Origin of the sequence: Brevundimonas sp. (genome assembly GCF_019636155.1) — a bacterium.
Lineage (GTDB): Bacteria > Pseudomonadota > Alphaproteobacteria > Caulobacterales > Caulobacteraceae > Brevundimonas.
The window spans coordinates 91,287-107,376 of record NZ_JAHBYB010000010.1; the positions used below are offsets into that span (position 1 = coordinate 91,287).

The following is a 16,090-nucleotide window of genomic DNA, read 5'->3' on the forward strand; positions in this document are numbered from 1 at the left end:
CTAAAAGAACGGCGTGAGCACGAGGTCGATGAGCTTTATACCTATAAATGGCACGATAATCCCGCCTAATCCGTAGATGAGCAGGTTCCGACCGAGAAGCCGCGCCGCCGGTTCGGCGCGATACTTCACCCCGCGTAGGGCGAGCGGGATTAGCACGACGATGATCAGCGCGTTGAAGATGACCGCAGAGAGAATCGCCGAGGCCGGGCTGTGCAGTCCCATCACGTTGAGCGCGGCGAGCGGCGGATAGGTCGCGACGAAGGCGGCGGGAATGATCGCGAAATACTTGGCCAGGTCGTTTGCGACGCTAAAGGTCGTGAGCGCGCCGCGCGTCATGATCATCTGCTTGCCGACTTCGACGACGCGCAGCAGCTTGGTTGGGTTGCTGTCGAGATCGACCATATTGCCGGCTTCCTTGGCCGCCTGCGTACCGCTGTTCATCGCGACGGCGACATCGGCTTGGGCGAGCGCGGGCGCGTCGTTGGTGCCGTCGCCGGTCATCGCGACGAGCCGTCCCTCAGCCTGGTACTGGCGAATAAGCCGGAGCTTGTCCTCCGGCGTCGCCTCAGCCAAGTAATCGTCGACGCCGGCTTCGGCCGCGATGGTCGCTGCCGTCAACTGGTTGTCGCCGGTGATCATCACGGTCTTGATGCCCATCGCGCGAAGCTCGGCGAAGCGCTCCTTGATCCCGCCTTTGATGATGTCCTTGAGCTCGATCACGCCCAGGACATTGGTTCCGTCGCTAACGACGAGCGGTGTGCTGCCGCGGCGAGAAACTTCTTCGACGGTCGTGGTCACTTCCTTGGGGAAGACACCGCCCATCGCCTCGACATGGGCGCGGATCGCACTGGCCGCACCTTTCCGGATCTGGCGGCCGTCGATGTTGATGCCGCTCATTCGGGTTTGCGCGGTGAAACCGATTGTCTCCGCGCCCTGAAGCTCGCGGCCGCGGATGCCGAAAGCGTTTTTGGCCAGGATCACGATAGAGCGCCCTTCGGGCGTCTCGTCGGCAAGGGATGCGAGCTGCGCCGCGTCGGCCAGCGCGGGCTCTTTGATGCCGGGCGCGGGATGAAACTTCGTCGCCTCGCGATTGCCGAGCGTGATCGTGCCGGTCTTGTCGAGGAGGAGGACGTCGACATCACCCGCCGCCTCGATCGCGCGGCCAGAGGTGGCCAGCACATTGGCCTTCATCATCCGGCTCATACCGGCGATGCCCACGGCTGAGAGCAGTGCTCCGATCGTCGTCGGGATGAGGCAAACGAGAAGCGCAATGAGCACCGTGATCGTCACCACCGTGCCCGAGCCGTTGATGATCGTGCTGAAGCTAGAGAACGGCAGGAGGGTGACGCAGACGAGCAGGAAGATGATCGTGAGTGCGACCAATAGGATCGTGAGTGCGATCTCGTTGGGTGTCTTGCCACGCTTAGCGCCTTCGACCATCGCGATCATGCGATCGAGGAAGGCCTCGCCCGGCTTGGCAGTGACCTCGACAACAATCCAGTCCGAAAGCACGCGTGTGCCGCCCGTCACGGATGCGAAGTCGCCGCCTGCCTCGCGGATGACGGGGGCGGACTCGCCGGTGATTGCGGACTCATCCACCGAAGCTGCGCCTTGCAGCACTTCGCCGTCGGCCGGGATGATCTCGCCAGCCTCGACAAGCACGTATGCTCCCACACCCAGTTCGTCGCTCGCCTGAGGCCAGGATTCGGCGTCACGTCGCGGCTCCTTGAGCATCCGAGCGAGAACGCGCTGGCGGGTGGCGCGCAGCGCATCGGCCTGCGCCTTGCCGCGCCCTTCCGCCATGGCCTCGGCAGCGTTGGCGAAAAGGACCGTGAACCAAAGCCATGCGGCGATCGCGAAGATGAAGGGAGCGGACGCCTCGCCCTTGCCGGTCACGGCCTGAATGAAAAGCAAAGTTGTGACGATGCTGCCGAGAAACACGACGAACATCACCGGGTTCTTGATCTGAACGCGCGGTGACAGCTTCTTGAAGGCTTCCGCGGCCACTGATGCCCACGGCACTTGCTTGACGTTTCCGCCGAGGACGGCGGCGCTCTGCGCCGTAGGAGTCTCTAGATCGGACATGATGCCACCTCGGTTTTATTGGGCAGCCGGACGGGCCGGCGCGGCAGCCGCGTCGAGCGCGAGATTGAGTGCAAGGACATTGACGCGTGGGTCGCCGAACAGACCGAACTGCGGTCGATCGACATTCTCATTGATCAGCGCCAGGACGCGGTCCACCGCCACCCCTCGGGCGCGAGCGACCCGCTGCGCCTGGATGTTGGCGTTGGCGATCGAGATATGCGGGTCGAGACCTGAGCCGGACGCGGTCACCGCGTCGACCGGAACGGCGGCGTTGGCCGCCAGTCCGTTCTCCTGACGGTAGGCGATGGCGCGCTCTTCGACCGCGGTGAGGAGCTTCTTGCTGAGAACACCCTGGTTGCTCGCGGCGCTGGCTCCAGCGTTATACGGCTGGTCGACCGTCTTGGAGGGGTCCTGCGGGTCGGGACCCGACGTGGCGCTTGGCCGACTATGGAAATATTCCGGGCGTGCGAAATATTGTCCGATCTGGCGAGACCCGATGGCCTGCCCGTTTCTCTCGATCAGGCTTCCCTGAGCCTGGCTCGGGAAGAGCAGATTGGCGACGCCGGTTGTCGCCAGCGGATAGGCCAGACCTGTCACCACCATGAATAGCAGGGCTGAAACAAGCACCGGCCGGGCGATGCCCTTGAAGGCGGAGGTGGCAGAGAGGTCGGCGGATGTCGATTGATCGTTGTGCATGGCGATGTCCTCAGAATGTCGTGCCAGACAGCATCAGCAGATGCTCGACGATGGGGCCGAGCGCGAGCGCGGGGAGGAAGGTCAGACCCCCGACCACCAACACCACGAACACGAGAAGCCCTGTGAACAGCGGCGTTGCGGTCGAGAGCGTCCCTGGGCCAGCCGGCACCGTCGTCTTCGCCGCCATCACGCCCGCGACCGCCAGCATCGGCAGCAAGGTCAGATAGCGCCCGACCAGCATCGCGAGCCCAATGGTTGTGTTGAAGAAGGGCGTGTTGGCGTTGAAGCCGGCGAAGGCCGAACCGTTGTTGGCGGTGCCCGAGGTATAGGCGTAGAGCACTTCGCTGAAACCGTGGGGCCCCATGTTGGCCAGACTGTCGACGGTGGAGGGCATGACGCATGCGAGCGCCGTGAAACCGAGGATGCTGAAGGCATGGGCCAGAACAGCCAGCATCACGAACTTCATCTCGCGCGCCTCGACCTTCTTGCCGAGGAATTCGGGCGTTCGCCCGATCATCATGCCGACCAGGAAGACGGTCAGAATTGCATAGGTGACGAGATTGATGAGGCCGACGCCATCGCCGCCGAACACGTTGTTGAGCATCATCTGGGCGATCGGGACGAGGCCGCCAAGCGGCGTCAGCGAGGCGTGCATCGAGTCGACCGATCCCGTCGTCGCCGCCGTCGTGGTGGTCACGAACAGGCTGGTCTGCGCGATGCCGAAGCGAAGTTCCTTACCCTCCATGTTGCCGCCGCCGAGCGTTGCGGTCTGCGCCTGATCAATTCCCAGCGGCGAGAGCATCGGATTGCCCGCATGCTCGGCGCCGTAGACCAGCGCTAGGAAACCGAGGAACATGACGAAGAAGGCGGCGAAGAACGACCAACCCTGCTTGCGGTTGGCGATCATCGATCCGAAGACGTAGGTCAGGGCCGACGGGATCAACAACATGCTCAGGATGTGCAGCGTGTTGGTGAGCGGTGTCGGGTTTTCAAAAGGATGCGCGGCGTTCATGCCGAAGAAGCCACCGCCGTTGGTGCCGATGTGCTTGATGGTCTCGAGACTGGCCACCGGCCCGATGATGAGTTGCTGGCGAGCGCCTTCGAGCGTCGTGACCACCGTGTCGGCCGTCAGCGTCTGCGGCATGCCCTGCCACACATAGATGAGCGCAAGGACGAAGCAGACCGGGAGCAGCAGGCGGTAGGTGACGCGCGTGAAGTCGACCCAATAATTGCCGATGTCGCCGGCGCTCTTGCGGCTAAGGCCCCGGATGAAGCCGCCCGCGGCGGCAACGCCGGTCGCGGCGCTGACGGTCATCAGGAACGTGATGACCGCCATCTGCGACAGGTTCGAGAGGCTCGTTTCGCCAGAATAGGCCTGCCAGTTGGTATTGGTGATGAACGAGGCGACGGTGTTGAACGCGAGGTCGGGTGTCTGCGAAGAGCGACCGAGCGAATCGCCGGGCAGAAGTTGCTGGATGCGCAAAATCAGGTAGCCGAGCAGCATCATGGCGGCGTTGCTGAGGAGCAGCACCGCGCCATAGCGTTTCCAAGACATCGGCTCGGCGGGATCGACGCCCAGCAACCGGTAGGTGCCGCGCTCGATAATATTGTGTCCAGGCGCGGTGAAGATGCGCGTGAGCCACGGGCCAGTCACAAAGACGAGGCCCGTCATGATCGCCAGAACGACGATGAATTGATTCAGATCGTATCCCATCAGAGCCCCCTCAAATTCGATCGAGGGCCACGATGAACCCTGCTGTGATTGCGAAGAATCCGAGCGTTACCGCTACGAAGATGAGGTCGCCCATATTTGCCACCTGCCGGTTAGAATGGATCGTTGATGCTCAGAAGCGCTCAGGCTTCATGAGGGCGTAGAAAAGGTAGATGAAGAGGCCGACCGCGCAGGCGCCGGCCAGACCAATCATGAGGGTTTCGGTCACGAGGATTCTCCAAACAGCGCGACGACGCCGAAAGATCGTCTCTGCGTGCGCGAGCGCGGACGCACGCGGCTCAGTAGACGCGCAGATCTCGGCTTCTCGGCCAGAAAGTTGCTGAGCATTTTGGCTGCAGCTCCAGTTTAGTGTCAGTCTGCGGGACGCCTTTAAGACGTTGCACGTAAAGGCGGCGCTGAGTTTTTACGCCCGTGTATAAGGATGGCGTAAGGGAGCATGTCACAGCTACCGCCTGCGACGTTTCTTGGCCGGTCATGAATAGATGAATGCGAGTGAAGTAGAGTAGGCTTTCGAACTGGCGAATGAGGGCTGCGTCTTACGCGGTCTTTGCGGTCGCCCCCGAAACTCTACGCGATCCTTATGTCACGCGGGGTAAGCAGCTTCCTATAGCATCGCGTTCGACTCGACGCGTTCCAATCACAGGTAACGCCGAGATGCGCTGTAGCTTCCATCGCCGCCGACATCGCTGCACAGCTCGGCCCCTCCGGCGGTGAAGGCATTTGAGCTAGAACTTAGGCACATACGATACGTTGTGACGGCCGCCCGGTTTGGAAGCTTTCGCAAGGCATCCTCACGCCTTGGGGTGCGGGAGTCGACGATCAGTCGACAGGTCAGAAACTTGGAGGACGGGCTGGGCTCCAGCCTATTTCTTCGCAAGAGGTCGGGCGTTTCGCTAACGCAAGCTGGCTCGATTTTTGTCGAGCATGCCCAAGCCGCGCTGAACGAGATTGATCGCGCGGTAGGCGATGTCGGCACGATAGGTCGCGGCCGGTCCGGTACGGTTCGCGTCGGCCTGTCATCTCCGCTCGCAACCGGGTTTCTCGGGGAGCTCCTTATTCGCTTTTGTCGGCAGCATGAAGCGGTGCAGCTTGAGTTTGTGGAAGGCACACATACACAGCTCTTCGAGGACCTGGAGCGCGGCAATCTCGATATCGCGTTCATGGCCGCGCCGCTTGACACTGGAAGCCTTGCCACCAAACGGCTGTGGAGCGAGGATGTGTTCGTCGTCTTGCCGGAGAGTGATGCACTCACGAAGAAGAGCGAAATCGCGTGGAGTGACATCCGGCTGAAGCAGTTTCTGGTGACCGAAGCTACGCCGGGACGCGATATCGAAGCGTTCGTTTTCCGGCACCTCTCCTCTATTGGATATTCGCCACGGATACAGCGTGACCGGGTGTCGTCACAGACCCTGATGCAGTTGGTTGCGATTGGCAGGGGCATCTCGATAGCAAGCCAATCGGTCGCGGAGACGTCGTTCCCCGGCATCACCTATCGGAGGCTCGAAGGGTGTGCGGTGCCCTTCTCGGCGGTTTGGTCGACCGAGAATGACAACCCGCCCTTTCGTCGGCTGCTGAGCTTGACGTCCGGGCAAGCAGCTACTGCATAATGGTCGAAGCCGCCGTTTCTGAGTTCCATTACCGCCAGGCGGTCTAAGCGGCGTCAAACAGTGCCGATCCCTCCCAAATATATATGCGATCCTTACGTCCCAGCGTCAGATAAAGCGCCGACTTTATACGCGTAAAATTAGTGCTTCGCTGCATCTGCCCAATCAAATGGGGATGCAATATGCCCGGACCTGCCGATTTCTCTGCTATTCGCAAGTCGACGCCGCGACACAAACGGTGGTTGACATCGCCCTCGACCCTGGCGCTTGGAGTGGCGTGCGCTACGCTCTTCGGCGCGAGCGCGGCATATGCAGATCCGGTTCCGGCACCCAGTTTTGCTGGCCCCCTCGTCCCTAATCCTGACGCCATCGCGCTTGAGGCAGGACCGTTCGGTCAGGTTCTGGTGTCGGGCCAAGTGACGGGCATTGGCGTCGCGCAGACCAATGCAACGCACGCCGGCGGGATCGGCAACCGCGATGGCTTCGTCGATATCAGCAACGCGCAAGTCCAGTTTCAAACGACCCGGGGCCCGCTACAGTTCTATGTTCAGACGGGCATTTACTCCATCCCTTCGCTGGGTACGTCTTACCTGAAGGCGACCGAAGCGACAGAACAGCTTTTTGGTCCGGTTCCGGTGGCGTACGCGAAAGCGGTGATATCGCCCGAACTATCCGTGTCTGCCGGATTACTGCCGACGATGGTCGGCGCGGAGTCGACGTTCACCTTCCAAAACGTCAATATCGAGCGCGGCTTGCTGTGGAATCAGGAGCCGGCCATCAGCCGCGGCGTTCAAGTGAACTACGCCAAGGGAGCGGTCAGTGCGGCGGTCTCGCTTAACGACGGCTACTTTTCGGGAAAGCTGAACTGGCTCTCGGGCACGCTTTCCTACGCGTTTGATTCCTCGAATTCGCTGAGCTTCGTCGGCGCTGGTGCGCTATCGCGTAATGACAAATCCTCCTTCGCGACGCCTTTGGCGCAGAACAATAGCAGCATTTTCAATCTCATTTACACCCATACGAGCGGTCCGCTCACGCTGACGCCGTATCTCCAATACAGCCACGTTGGCCGCGATGATCAGCTCGGCATCAATCGTTCCGCCGATACCTACGGCGGGGCGCTGCTCGTTAAATACGCGATCGACAAGGAGTGGTCGCTCGGCGCGCGGGCTGAGTATCTGAAGACTAGCGGGGGAAGATGCGGATCGGACGCGTCGTGTGCGCCAACGAACTTGCTTTATGGTCCCGGAAGCAGTGCCTGGTCGCTGACCTTAACGCCGACTTATCAGAAAGGCATATTCTTCGCGCGAGGAGAGGTGTCGTACACCCGGATCGGGAACCTCGAGGCGGGCTTTGGCTTCGGTCGTGACTTCGATCGACGCGATCAGGTGCGCGCGCTGATCGAGACAGGCATACTTTTTTGAAGGCCGCACCGCGCTATCGCGCACGTGCGAGCTGATCGATGGGACCCGCGAACGCATAGTCGGCGCGATGATGGCAGCGAGCATTCATGATGCCGCATCTAGACGCCGAGTCGCGCCTGACGCTTCGACGCTTCGCTACAAAACTCTGCGTCTCCTCTATTATTGGGCTATACGGCCGGGCGCATTATTTCCCAATGGTGTCGTTCGTACTCTCGCTTTACTCGATCTGTAGCGCCGTCTTTGCGATCACGCTCCGTGAGAAATTCCTGAGGCGTGATGGGTTCAACCATTGGGACGAGGCGCTGTGGCTGCTTTTGGTTAGCACCGCTGTTCGCGTCATACACGGAATATACTGATGGGGTCGTCCCCGTCAGTCCGGAGCTGACTTCCTGGCGGCTGTGAACGCGCGATCGGTCGCGATGAAACGCTGCAACATCGGCGCTATGAGCTTGATCGGATCTGAAATGGTTTGCCCCTGTTCGCGCCCCAGGACCTCGGCGTAGAGCACCAAGTCGCGATGCAGCGAGGCCGGCAGTTCGAGCGACACCTTAACAGCCTTGTCTTCCAAGAGCGCGCCAAGCTTGAGCTTCGCCATGATCACCCTCCATATGGTTCTAGTACCAGATCCCGCGTCACGATCACCCTGACCGGGAAGCCCGGCCGGATCGTGAGCGTCGGAGCGACGTTAAGCTGGCGGCGAACGATCTGCTGACCGGCATCGTTGATCGTGTCCTGGCCACCATTGCGGATGGCTCGCAGCAGCCGGTCTTGATCATCGACGGCAAGTTCAGCACCGACGTTGAGGAGTGTGGACAGACCAGCGGCCTTGGCGAGATCCCACCAGTGGTAGTCCACGCCATCTTGAAGGCCGGCAAATCCTTGGGAGTCAGCTCCGGGTTGGCGTTCTAGCACGATCGAACGACCGTTCGGGAAAATCAGCCGGTTCCAGACCAAGAGCACGCGGCTCTGTCCGAATTGCACGCTGTTGTCGTACTGGCCCACGACGCGCGTGCCCTGCGGCACGAGAAGGATTCGCCCGGTCGGGCTGTCGTAGATGTTCTCGGTGACCTGCGCCGTGATCTGTCCAGGTAGATCGGAACGAATTCCGGTGATGAGCGCAGCCGAGATGACGGCGCCGGCTTGCAGAACGTTTGGAGACGGCGGCGCGACGACTCGATCGGGCGCCACCGTCCTGCGATCGGGCGCGGCATTGAGGAAGGCGTTCTGACGATCCTGGGCTGAAGGCGTTGCCGGCGGCGGCGCGAGCCCGAGGCTGGCGAGATTTGGCGTCGGCGGAGGCACGACGGCCGGCGTTGTTGCGGGGGCACCGACGCGGGACTCCGACCCGGAGAACAGCCGGCTGGTCCGGGCGGTTTCGATTTCCTGAAGGCGCCGCTGCTCCTCTTGACTAACCCCGGGATTCGGAGTCGCGATGCCAGGGGCCGGAACAGGCTGTCCGCCGTTCGCCGGGCTGAGCATCGGCCGGCCGAGATCGCCGGGAAGCGGTGGACCGAGCCGAGGAACACCGCTGTAATCGCGCGGCAGGCCCGCGAGCCCGTCAGCCGTCGAGCGATTCTCGGTCGAGTAGAGTTCCTCATTGGGTCGGCCGCTGTCGCGGGTTTGAAGCGCGTAGATCAAGGCGCCACCGAGGCCGAGGCTCGCGACGAGGCCCACGCCAGCCAGGACCTTGCGCGATAGCCGGGTGACGCGGGGTGGATCCGCGCGCAGCCGCATCGGCGCCGCGCTGGCCGGTTCGCCGGTCAACGGCTGCGCGTCGTCGTTGGGCGCATCCTCATTCCGGAGAGGGTTCTCGCTCACGAAGTCGGCCTCCCGTCGGTGCGTGTGATGCGAACGCGCCGCTGCCGATCGCCGGAACCAAACCGCAGTTCAGCGGCGGCGAAGAGGCGGTCGACGATCATGTGGTGCCCGCGCACGCGGTAGTTCACCAACTCTGAGGTGTCGCCTTCCGCGCCAACGACGAAGAGAGGCGGCATTTCGCCCTGACCGATGCCGCGGGGAAACTCGATGAAGACCTGGCGACCATCATCGAAAGCGCGCAAGGGACGCCAGGGTGCCCGATCACCTTCGATCGCATAGCGGAAGTTGACGTTGGCAAGATCGACACCGCTGGCCACAGGCTGCGCCGCCTGGGCCTCGGCGTTCTGCCGGCGCAGCGCAATGAGCTGGTCCTGCGGGTACTGCCAGGAGACCGATGCCATATAGGTGCGCTCGGTCGACCGAAGCTCCATGTGGTACGTGCGCATGTTGGTGTTGATGACGAGGTTGGTCATCAGTTCGGCGCGCGTTGGCTTCACCAGGATATGGATCTGCCGCGTCGCACCCGCGCCGCTCTCGGTGTCGCCGATGATCCAGCGCACGGTGTCGCCGGCGGCGACGGGGCCGGAGCCGACGAGCTGCTCGCCCGGCTGCAACGCGATATCGGTGATCTGACCGACGGCGGTATAGACCTGATAGAGTGCGCCTTGGGTGAAGGGATAGACCTGCATCGAATTGATGAAGCCATCGCGCACCGGCTGAATGCGCGCGGCGGCGTTGGCCTGGTTCACTCGCGCCGTCGGATCAGCGGGCTCGGCCGGACGCCGCGATGGCTCGACGCGCTGCAACTGGCCGGGCAGCGGCAGCGGGCGCGGCAGCTCGACCACGGTGACAGGTGCAGGCGGATCGACAGTCTGCACGGCGGGAGCCGCGTTGTCGTAGGAAATCTCGGGCGGCGGCGTGGTGGTGGCGCAGCCAGCGAGGGCAGTCGTCGCCAGCAGGATCGCCGGGATTGCGGCTCTGCGGAGAGCCGGAAATGCGAGACTGTGTGAAGCCGGGTTTCCGGCTTTACGGAAAGACGGCTTCATTGCCCAAGCTCCCGTGACCAATTTATTGCGTTGACGTAGATGCCGAGCGGGTTCGCCCGGAGGCGATCGGCGTTGCGGGGGATCTGGACCACGATCGTCAGGATCGCGGTCCAGCGCGTGGTCTCGGCGAGTTGGCCGTTTTCGTAGCGGCGCTCGACCCAGGCAACGCGAAAGCTGTCGGGTGACGCGCGAATGACGCTGGAGACATCGACGGCGATCTGCTGACGGCCTACCTTTGCGAACGGGTCGTTCGACCGCGCGTAGTCGTTCAGGGCTGCAGCGCCGCGGTCGGTCGTGAAATCGTAAGCTCGCAGCCAGTTTTGGCGGACGATGATGGCGTCCGCGGGAATCGATCGGACCTGCTCGATGAAGCGCGCGAGGTGAAAGGCGATTTGCGGATCGGTCGGACGATAGTCCGCCTGAGCGGGGGCAACCGCTTGCGCCTGGCCGAGCCGGTCGACTTGGACCACCCAGGGCACGATGGTCCCGCGGGCTGACTGTACGACGAGCGCGGTGGCGAATCCGGCTGACAGGAGCAACGAGCCAAACGCCATCAATCGCCAATTTTTGGCCTGGATGCGTGATGCGCCGATGCGCTCGTCCCAAACTTGGGCGGCGCGCTGATAAGGCGTCTCCGGCTCGGGAGCCTTGCCGTAATGGGTAGAGGGTCGTTTGAACATCAGCGATCGCCTTCGGACAGGTTGACGGACGAGCCACCGCCATGTGCGTCGCCTGAGCGAACGGCATGGGCTGTGGCCTGCGCGGCGTGGGTCATGTGTTGGGAGCGCCGCATGCGTTGCGCCCAGGCCGGAGCGCCGCCAGCGCGCGCGGGCGCTGCTCCGTCGCCGGCGGCATCACCGCCGATCGAGCCCATGGTGGAAGTTCCGCCTGTGGCTTCGAATGCCGCCTTGCCGCCAGCGCTGAAGCTGGAACGCATGCTTTCGGCAGCGCGCGACGCGGCACGGCGCAGCGGCGACACGGCGGCGCTGCCGCCGGCGCGGGCGACCCCGCCGAGCCCGGAAGCGACGCCGGCTGCACCGGACTGTCCGGCTGCGCCAAGGCTGTATGCGGTCGATGCGCCACCCGCGAGCGCGGCGCCGCCCCGAGCGGCGGCGGCGGCGCCACCAGCCAGTGCGGCACCGCCGGATGCGGCCGCGCCGACGGCGCCGGCGCCAAGAGCGACCATGCCACCGGCGGCAAGGCCCGTCCCGACGGCGGCGCCGGCGCTGAGTTGAGGACCGCCTGAGACGATCCCGCTGGCGATGCCGGGACCGAAGATGCCAAGACCGAGTAGCGACAGAGCGGCCAGCACGATCGCCATCGCTTCATCAATCGAGGGGTTCTGGCCGCCGAAACCGGACGTGAATTCGGAGAAGAGCGTCGAGCCGATGCCGATGATGACGGCCAGCACCAAGACCTTGATCCCGGACGAGATCACGTTGCCAAGCACTCGCTCGGCCATGAAGGCCGATTTGCCGAACAGGCCGAACGGGATCAGCACGAAGCCGGCGAGCGTTGTCAGCTTGAACTCGATGAGCGTGACGAAGAGCTGGATGGCGAGGATGAAGAAGGCGAGAAGCACCAGCGCCCAGGCCAGGAACATGCAGGCGATCTGGATGAAGTTCTCGAAGAACGACCAGTAGCCCATCAAGCTGGAAATGGAATCGAGCAGCGGCCGGCCGGCGTCCAGACCCGTCTGTGCGACCTTGCCCGGACGCAAGAGATCGGCCGTGGTGAAGCCTGTTCCACTGGCTTTGAGGCCGAGGCCCGCGAAGCTTTCGAAGATGATGCGGGCGAGGTTGTTCCAGTTGCCGATGATGTAGGCGAAGACACCGACGAACAGCGTCTTTTTGACCAGCCTGGCCAAAATGTCGTCGTCGGCGCCCCAGCTCCAGAACAGCGCGGCCAGCGTCACGTCGATCACGATCAACGTGGTCGCAATGAAAGCGACCTCGCCGCTGAGCAGTCCGAAACCGCTGTCGATGTAGCGGGTGAAGACCTCGAGGAAATGGTCGATAACGCCGGTGTTGCCCATGACGTTACCGAGCCTCGTCGAGCTGTGGGGTGAGGCTTGGCGCGGCGGCCGGCGGCATCGGAGGGTTGCGCTCATCAGGCTGAGGGGTGAGGCTCTCTCGCGGCGCGGACGGCATGTCCGGCAAACGCTCGGCCGGGCGGGCACCGGGCGCGAGGAAGCGGTTTCGGTTCTCGGCCCATGCGCGGCGACACGCCGGATCGCGCGGTCCGTCTTCGCCGAGCGCCTGGCAGCGGATCAGGGCGTCGCGCAGCGGATCGACCCGCGCTTGAACGGCGCGGCCTGACGACCAAGACGCTGGCGCCTCCTCTTTCCGCGTCATCTCGATCGCGGTCGCGGTGATCGCGACGGCGACGAACACCGCCGCGCCGATCCTAGCGAGCATCTTGCCGTCCATGGCCGCGGTCTCAGTTGCCGTTCGGGAACATGCGGGCGTTGCCCGGCTGGTAGCCGTTGCCAGGCGTCAGGAAGCGACGGCGTTGCTCACGACCCTGCTCGGCCGCGGCCGCACGCTCGGCCTCGGACAGACTCTGCGCACGGCCGTTGGCGGCCACGACCGCGGTGAGGTCGGCAAGCTGCTGCGCCTGCAGGGCGAGAAGCTGGTTGCCGGCCTGGGTCGCCTGCAGCGCACCGGTCGCGCCCTGGCTCTGCCCGACAAGCGCGGACATCTCGCTACGGTTGGTGTCGATGTTGCCGACAACGCCGGCCTGGACGCGCATGGCGTCCTGCAACCCGCCGACGGTGTTCTGCCAGCGTTCACGCGCCTGCGCGACAAGCGCTTGATCGGAAGCCGACATCGATGCATTTCCGTAGGTGGTCTGGAACGCGCGATCGATTTGCTGGACGTTGAGGGCGATGCCCTGCGCCTGTTGCAGGAGCTGCTGCGTGCGCTGTACCGATTGCTGAAGCTGCTGAAGCGACGAGTATGGCAGGCTCGCAAGGTTGCGGGCCTGATTGATCAGCATTGTCGCTTCGTTCTGAAGCTGCGTGATCTGCTGGTTGACCTGCTGGAGCGTCCGCGCAGCCGTCAGCACATTCTGCGCGTAGTTCGTCGGATCGTAGACGATGCCGCCGAATTGGGCCGCCGCTGGCGTGCTGATAAAGAGCGAGATAGCGACTGGTGTCGCAGCGATGATCGTGGCGAAACGCAGTGCGCGAGAGCGCGAACGGAATGAGCGTGTCATGAGAATACCTCCTGATGGGCTTGGGGGATGACGTTGGTGAGGTTGGGAATGAGATCGGCAGCCCAGGCGAGCCGGCTCGAGATCAGCCATTCGGAGAGGAAGCCGTCGGTGCCGCTTCGCGCGTGAACCTCGGCGATCAGCGCTTGGTGCTGCTTGGATGAGGCTGCGCACAGCGCCAGCGCGACATCGGATAGTCCGAGCTCGAACAGGCGGTTGCCGCGCCGCGACTGGCAGTAATAGTCGCGCTTTGGCATCGCGCGGGCGAGGATCTCGATCTGCCGGTCATTGAGACCGAAGCGGCGATAGATGGCGGTAATCTGCGGCTCGATCGCGCGCTCGTTAGGCAGAAGGATGCGTGTCTGGCAGCTCTCGATGATCGCCGGTGCAATCGCCGAGCCGTCGATGTCGGAGAGCGACTGGGTGGCGAAGATGACGCTGGCGTTCTTCTTGCGCAGCGTCTTCAGCCATTCGCGGAGCTGGCCGGCGAACCCTTCGTCGTCCAGCGCGAGCCAGCCTTCGTCGACGATCAGCAGCGTCGGACGCCCGTCTAGGCGGTCCTCTATGCGATGGAAGAGATAGGCGAGCACAGCGGCGGCAGCACCGGTGCCGATCAATCCCTCGGTTTCGAAGACCTGAACATTGGCTTCGCCCAGATGCTCGGCCTCGGCATCGAGCAGCCGGCCATAGGGGCCGCCAACACAGTATGGTCGGAGCGCCTGTTTCAGATCGTTGGATTGGAGGAGAACCGAGAGACCCGTTAGGGTGCGTTCGCTGATAGGCGCGGAGGCCAGCGACGACAGCGCCGACCACAGATGCTCCTTGACCTCGGGCGTGACCGGGACTCTTTCGCGCCCCAGGATCGCGATCAGCCAGTCGGAGGCCCATGCCCGCTCGGCGACATCGTCGATCCGCGCCAACGGTTGCAGTGACACGCTGTCGTCAGCGCCTTCGGTAAGCCCACCGCCGAGATCGTGCCAGTCGCCGCGCATGGCGAGGGCTGCGGCCCGGATCGAGCCGCCGAAGTCGAAGGAGAAGACCTGGGATCGCGGATAGCGCCGGAACTGAAGCGCCATGAGGGCGAGCAGCACGGATTTGCCGGCGCCGGTCGGGCCGACGATCAGAGTATGGCCGACGTCGCCTGCATGGATGGAAAGCCGGAACGGGGTCGAGCCTTCGGTTCTGCCGTAAAGCAGTGGGGGTGCATTGAAGTGCTCGTCCCGTTCCGGTCCAGCCCACACCGCCGACAGCGGGATCATGTGGGCGAGATTCAGTGTCGAGATCGGCGGCTGCCGGACATTGGCGTAGACATGGCCAGGCAGCGAGCCGAGCCAAGCATCCACGGCGTTGATGGTCTCGGGCATTGCCGTAAAGTCGCGGCCCTGGATTACCTTCTCGACGAGACGGAGTTTTTCGGCGGCGATGCGGGGATCGTCATCCCAAACCGCGATCGTCGCCGTCACATATGCCTGGCCGGCGTAGTCGGCGCCCAGCTCCTGCAGCGCCATGTCGGCGTCGGCCGCCTTGTTGGCCGCGTCGGTGTCGACCAGCGCCGAAGCCTCGTTGGTCATCACCTCTTTCAAGATCGCCGCAATGCTTTTGCGCTTGGCGAACCATTGCCGCCTGATCTTGGTCAGCAGCTTGGTCGCGTCAGTCTTGTCGAGGAGGACGGCGCGCGTCGACCAGCGATAGGGAAAGGCCAGGCGGTTCAGCTCGTCGAGGATGCCGGGCGTGGTCGCTGTCGGGAAGCCGACGATGGTGAGGATGCGCAGATGCGCATCGCCCAGGCGGGGCTCCAGCCCGCCGGTCAGCGGCTGATCGGCGAGCAGCGCATCGAGATACATCGGCGTCTCGGGGACGCGGACGCGGTGCCGCTTCGTCGAGACGGTCGAATGCAGATAGGTCAGCGTCTCGCCGTCATCGAGCCAGGCGCATTCGGGCATGAAGGCGTCGATCAGCTCGAGGATGCGATCGGTGCGATCGGCAAAGCCGCGCAGGATCTCATGCGCATCGACGCCGCTGCGATCGCGGCCCTCGTAGAGCCAGGTCTCGGCGCGGGCGGCGTCCTCGGCCGGCGGCAGATAGAGGAAGGTCAGGAAATAACTGGACTCGAAATGCGCGCCGGCTTCCTCGAAGTCAGCCTTGCGCTCGGCATCGACCAGGGCCGAGGCGCTGTCGGCGAACATGCTGGCGGGATAGGTGGCGGCGCCGTGCCGCTGCGCCTCGACGAAGATGGCCCAGCCTGAGCCGAGACGACGGAAAGCGTTGTTCAGCCGACCGGCGACTGCGACCAGCTCGGCCGGTACGGCGCTGTCGAGGTCGGGGCCGCGGAAGCGCGCGGTGCGCTGCAGGCTGCCGTCCTTGTTCAGCACCACGCCTTCGCCGATCAGAGCGACCCAAGGGAGATAGTCGGCGAGCCGAGTGTTGCGGTTGCGATATTCGGCGAGGTTCATCATCGGCGTCGCTCCTCAGACC

14 protein-coding genes are annotated in these 16,090 nt (G+C 63.7%); 2 read left to right on the plus strand and 12 right to left on the minus strand.

Going from position 1 to position 16,090, the window contains the following annotated elements:
- From kdpB to kdpF, 4 genes are all read right to left on the minus strand, one after another.
- The gene (kdpB, locus tag KF910_RS11545) at nucleotides 1-2,085 is read right to left on the minus strand and encodes a potassium-transporting ATPase subunit KdpB (protein ID WP_099957417.1); all 2,085 of its coding nucleotides are present in this window, start codon (nucleotides 2,083-2,085) and stop codon (nucleotides 1-3) included.
- 15 nt (nucleotides 2,086-2,100) lie between these two features.
- Nucleotides 2,101-2,688 carry a potassium-transporting ATPase subunit KdpC gene (kdpC, locus tag KF910_RS11550; RefSeq protein ID WP_416354707.1) on the minus strand — a complete coding sequence of 196 codons (588 nt, stop codon included), beginning with the start codon at nucleotides 2,686-2,688 and terminating at the stop codon, nucleotides 2,101-2,103.
- Nucleotides 2,689-2,791: 103 nt separating this feature from the next.
- Nucleotides 2,792-4,495, minus strand: a complete 1,704-nt coding sequence (gene kdpA, locus KF910_RS11555; protein ID WP_099957419.1) for a potassium-transporting ATPase subunit KdpA — start codon at nucleotides 4,493-4,495, stop codon at nucleotides 2,792-2,794.
- 130 nt (nucleotides 4,496-4,625) lie between these two features.
- The gene (gene kdpF / locus KF910_RS11560; protein WP_206289431.1) at nucleotides 4,626-4,721 is read right to left on the minus strand and encodes a K(+)-transporting ATPase subunit F; all 96 of its coding nucleotides are present in this window, start codon (nucleotides 4,719-4,721) and stop codon (nucleotides 4,626-4,628) included.
- A gap of 502 nt (nucleotides 4,722-5,223) precedes the next feature.
- Here kdpF and KF910_RS11565 point away from each other — a divergent pair.
- Both KF910_RS11565 and KF910_RS11570 read left to right on the plus strand, forming a co-directional pair.
- The gene (locus tag KF910_RS11565; protein WP_099957420.1) at nucleotides 5,224-6,120 is read left to right on the plus strand and encodes a LysR family transcriptional regulator; all 897 of its coding nucleotides are present in this window, start codon (nucleotides 5,224-5,226) and stop codon (nucleotides 6,118-6,120) included.
- 179 nt (nucleotides 6,121-6,299) lie between these two features.
- Nucleotides 6,300-7,538 (plus strand): outer membrane beta-barrel protein, encoded by a 1,239-nt coding sequence (locus KF910_RS11570; protein WP_099957421.1) that lies wholly within the window; start codon nucleotides 6,300-6,302, stop codon nucleotides 7,536-7,538.
- Nucleotides 7,539-7,908: 370 nt separating this feature from the next.
- Here KF910_RS11570 and KF910_RS11575 read toward each other — a convergent pair whose 3' ends face one another.
- From KF910_RS11575 to trbE, 8 genes are read right to left on the minus strand one after another with little or no spacing between them, the layout of a single operon-like run.
- The gene (locus KF910_RS11575; protein WP_099957423.1) at nucleotides 7,909-8,133 is read right to left on the minus strand and encodes a DUF2274 domain-containing protein; all 225 of its coding nucleotides are present in this window, start codon (nucleotides 8,131-8,133) and stop codon (nucleotides 7,909-7,911) included.
- A gap of 2 nt (nucleotides 8,134-8,135) precedes the next feature.
- Nucleotides 8,136-9,356 (minus strand): TrbI/VirB10 family protein, encoded by a 1,221-nt coding sequence (locus KF910_RS11580; protein ID WP_099957424.1) that lies wholly within the window; start codon nucleotides 9,354-9,356, stop codon nucleotides 8,136-8,138.
- On the minus strand, nucleotides 9,353-10,402 hold the full coding sequence (gene trbG / locus KF910_RS11585; RefSeq protein WP_099957425.1) for a P-type conjugative transfer protein TrbG: 1,050 nt from the start codon (nucleotides 10,400-10,402) through the stop codon (nucleotides 9,353-9,355). Before trbG ends, KF910_RS11580 begins: the two co-directional genes overlap by 4 nt.
- The gene (gene trbF / locus KF910_RS11590) at nucleotides 10,399-11,082 is read right to left on the minus strand and encodes a conjugal transfer protein TrbF (RefSeq protein ID WP_099957426.1); all 684 of its coding nucleotides are present in this window, start codon (nucleotides 11,080-11,082) and stop codon (nucleotides 10,399-10,401) included. The genes trbG and trbF overlap by 4 nt, the downstream gene beginning before the upstream one ends.
- Complete coding sequence (gene trbL, locus KF910_RS11595) at nucleotides 11,082-12,437, minus strand: P-type conjugative transfer protein TrbL (protein WP_111467807.1); 1,356 nt, start codon at nucleotides 12,435-12,437, stop codon at nucleotides 11,082-11,084. Before trbL ends, trbF begins: the two co-directional genes overlap by 1 nt.
- Before the next feature lie 4 nt (nucleotides 12,438-12,441).
- A complete protein-coding gene (gene trbK-alt / locus KF910_RS11600) occupies nucleotides 12,442-12,831 on the minus strand; it encodes a putative entry exclusion protein TrbK-alt (RefSeq protein ID WP_099957428.1) in 390 nt (129 codons plus the stop codon).
- A gap of 10 nt (nucleotides 12,832-12,841) precedes the next feature.
- Nucleotides 12,842-13,618: a P-type conjugative transfer protein TrbJ gene (gene trbJ / locus KF910_RS11605; RefSeq protein WP_099957429.1), complete on the minus strand. Its 777-nt coding sequence runs from the start codon at nucleotides 13,616-13,618 to the stop codon at nucleotides 12,842-12,844.
- Nucleotides 13,615-16,071 (minus strand): conjugal transfer protein TrbE, encoded by a 2,457-nt coding sequence (gene trbE, locus KF910_RS11610; protein WP_292263027.1) that lies wholly within the window; start codon nucleotides 16,069-16,071, stop codon nucleotides 13,615-13,617. Before trbE ends, trbJ begins: the two co-directional genes overlap by 4 nt.
- Between the last annotated feature and the right edge of the window lie 19 nt (nucleotides 16,072-16,090).

Coding starts and splice junctions, on each gene's coding strand:
- kdpB (WP_099957417.1), bottom strand. CDS start 2,085: ATGTCCGATCTAGAGACTCCTACGGCGCAGAGCGCCGCCGTCCTCGGC.
- kdpC (WP_416354707.1), bottom strand. CDS start 2,688: ATGGTGGTGACAGGTCTGGCCTATCCGCTGGCGACAACCGGCGTCGCC.
- kdpA (WP_099957419.1), bottom strand. CDS start 4,495: ATGGGATACGATCTGAATCAATTCATCGTCGTTCTGGCGATCATGACG.
- KF910_RS11570 (WP_099957421.1), top strand. CDS start 6,300: ATGCCCGGACCTGCCGATTTCTCTGCTATTCGCAAGTCGACGCCGCGA.
- KF910_RS11575 (WP_099957423.1), bottom strand. CDS start 8,133: ATGGCGAAGCTCAAGCTTGGCGCGCTCTTGGAAGACAAGGCTGTTAAG.
- trbG (WP_099957425.1), bottom strand. CDS start 10,402: ATGAAGCCGTCTTTCCGTAAAGCCGGAAACCCGGCTTCACACAGTCTC.
- trbF (WP_099957426.1), bottom strand. CDS start 11,082: ATGTTCAAACGACCCTCTACCCATTACGGCAAGGCTCCCGAGCCGGAG.
- trbL (WP_111467807.1), bottom strand. CDS start 12,437: ATGGGCAACACCGGCGTTATCGACCATTTCCTCGAGGTCTTCACCCGC.
- trbK-alt (WP_099957428.1), bottom strand. CDS start 12,831: ATGGACGGCAAGATGCTCGCTAGGATCGGCGCGGCGGTGTTCGTCGCC.
- trbJ (WP_099957429.1), bottom strand. CDS start 13,618: ATGACACGCTCATTCCGTTCGCGCTCTCGCGCACTGCGTTTCGCCACG.
- trbE (WP_292263027.1), bottom strand. CDS start 16,071: ATGATGAACCTCGCCGAATATCGCAACCGCAACACTCGGCTCGCCGAC.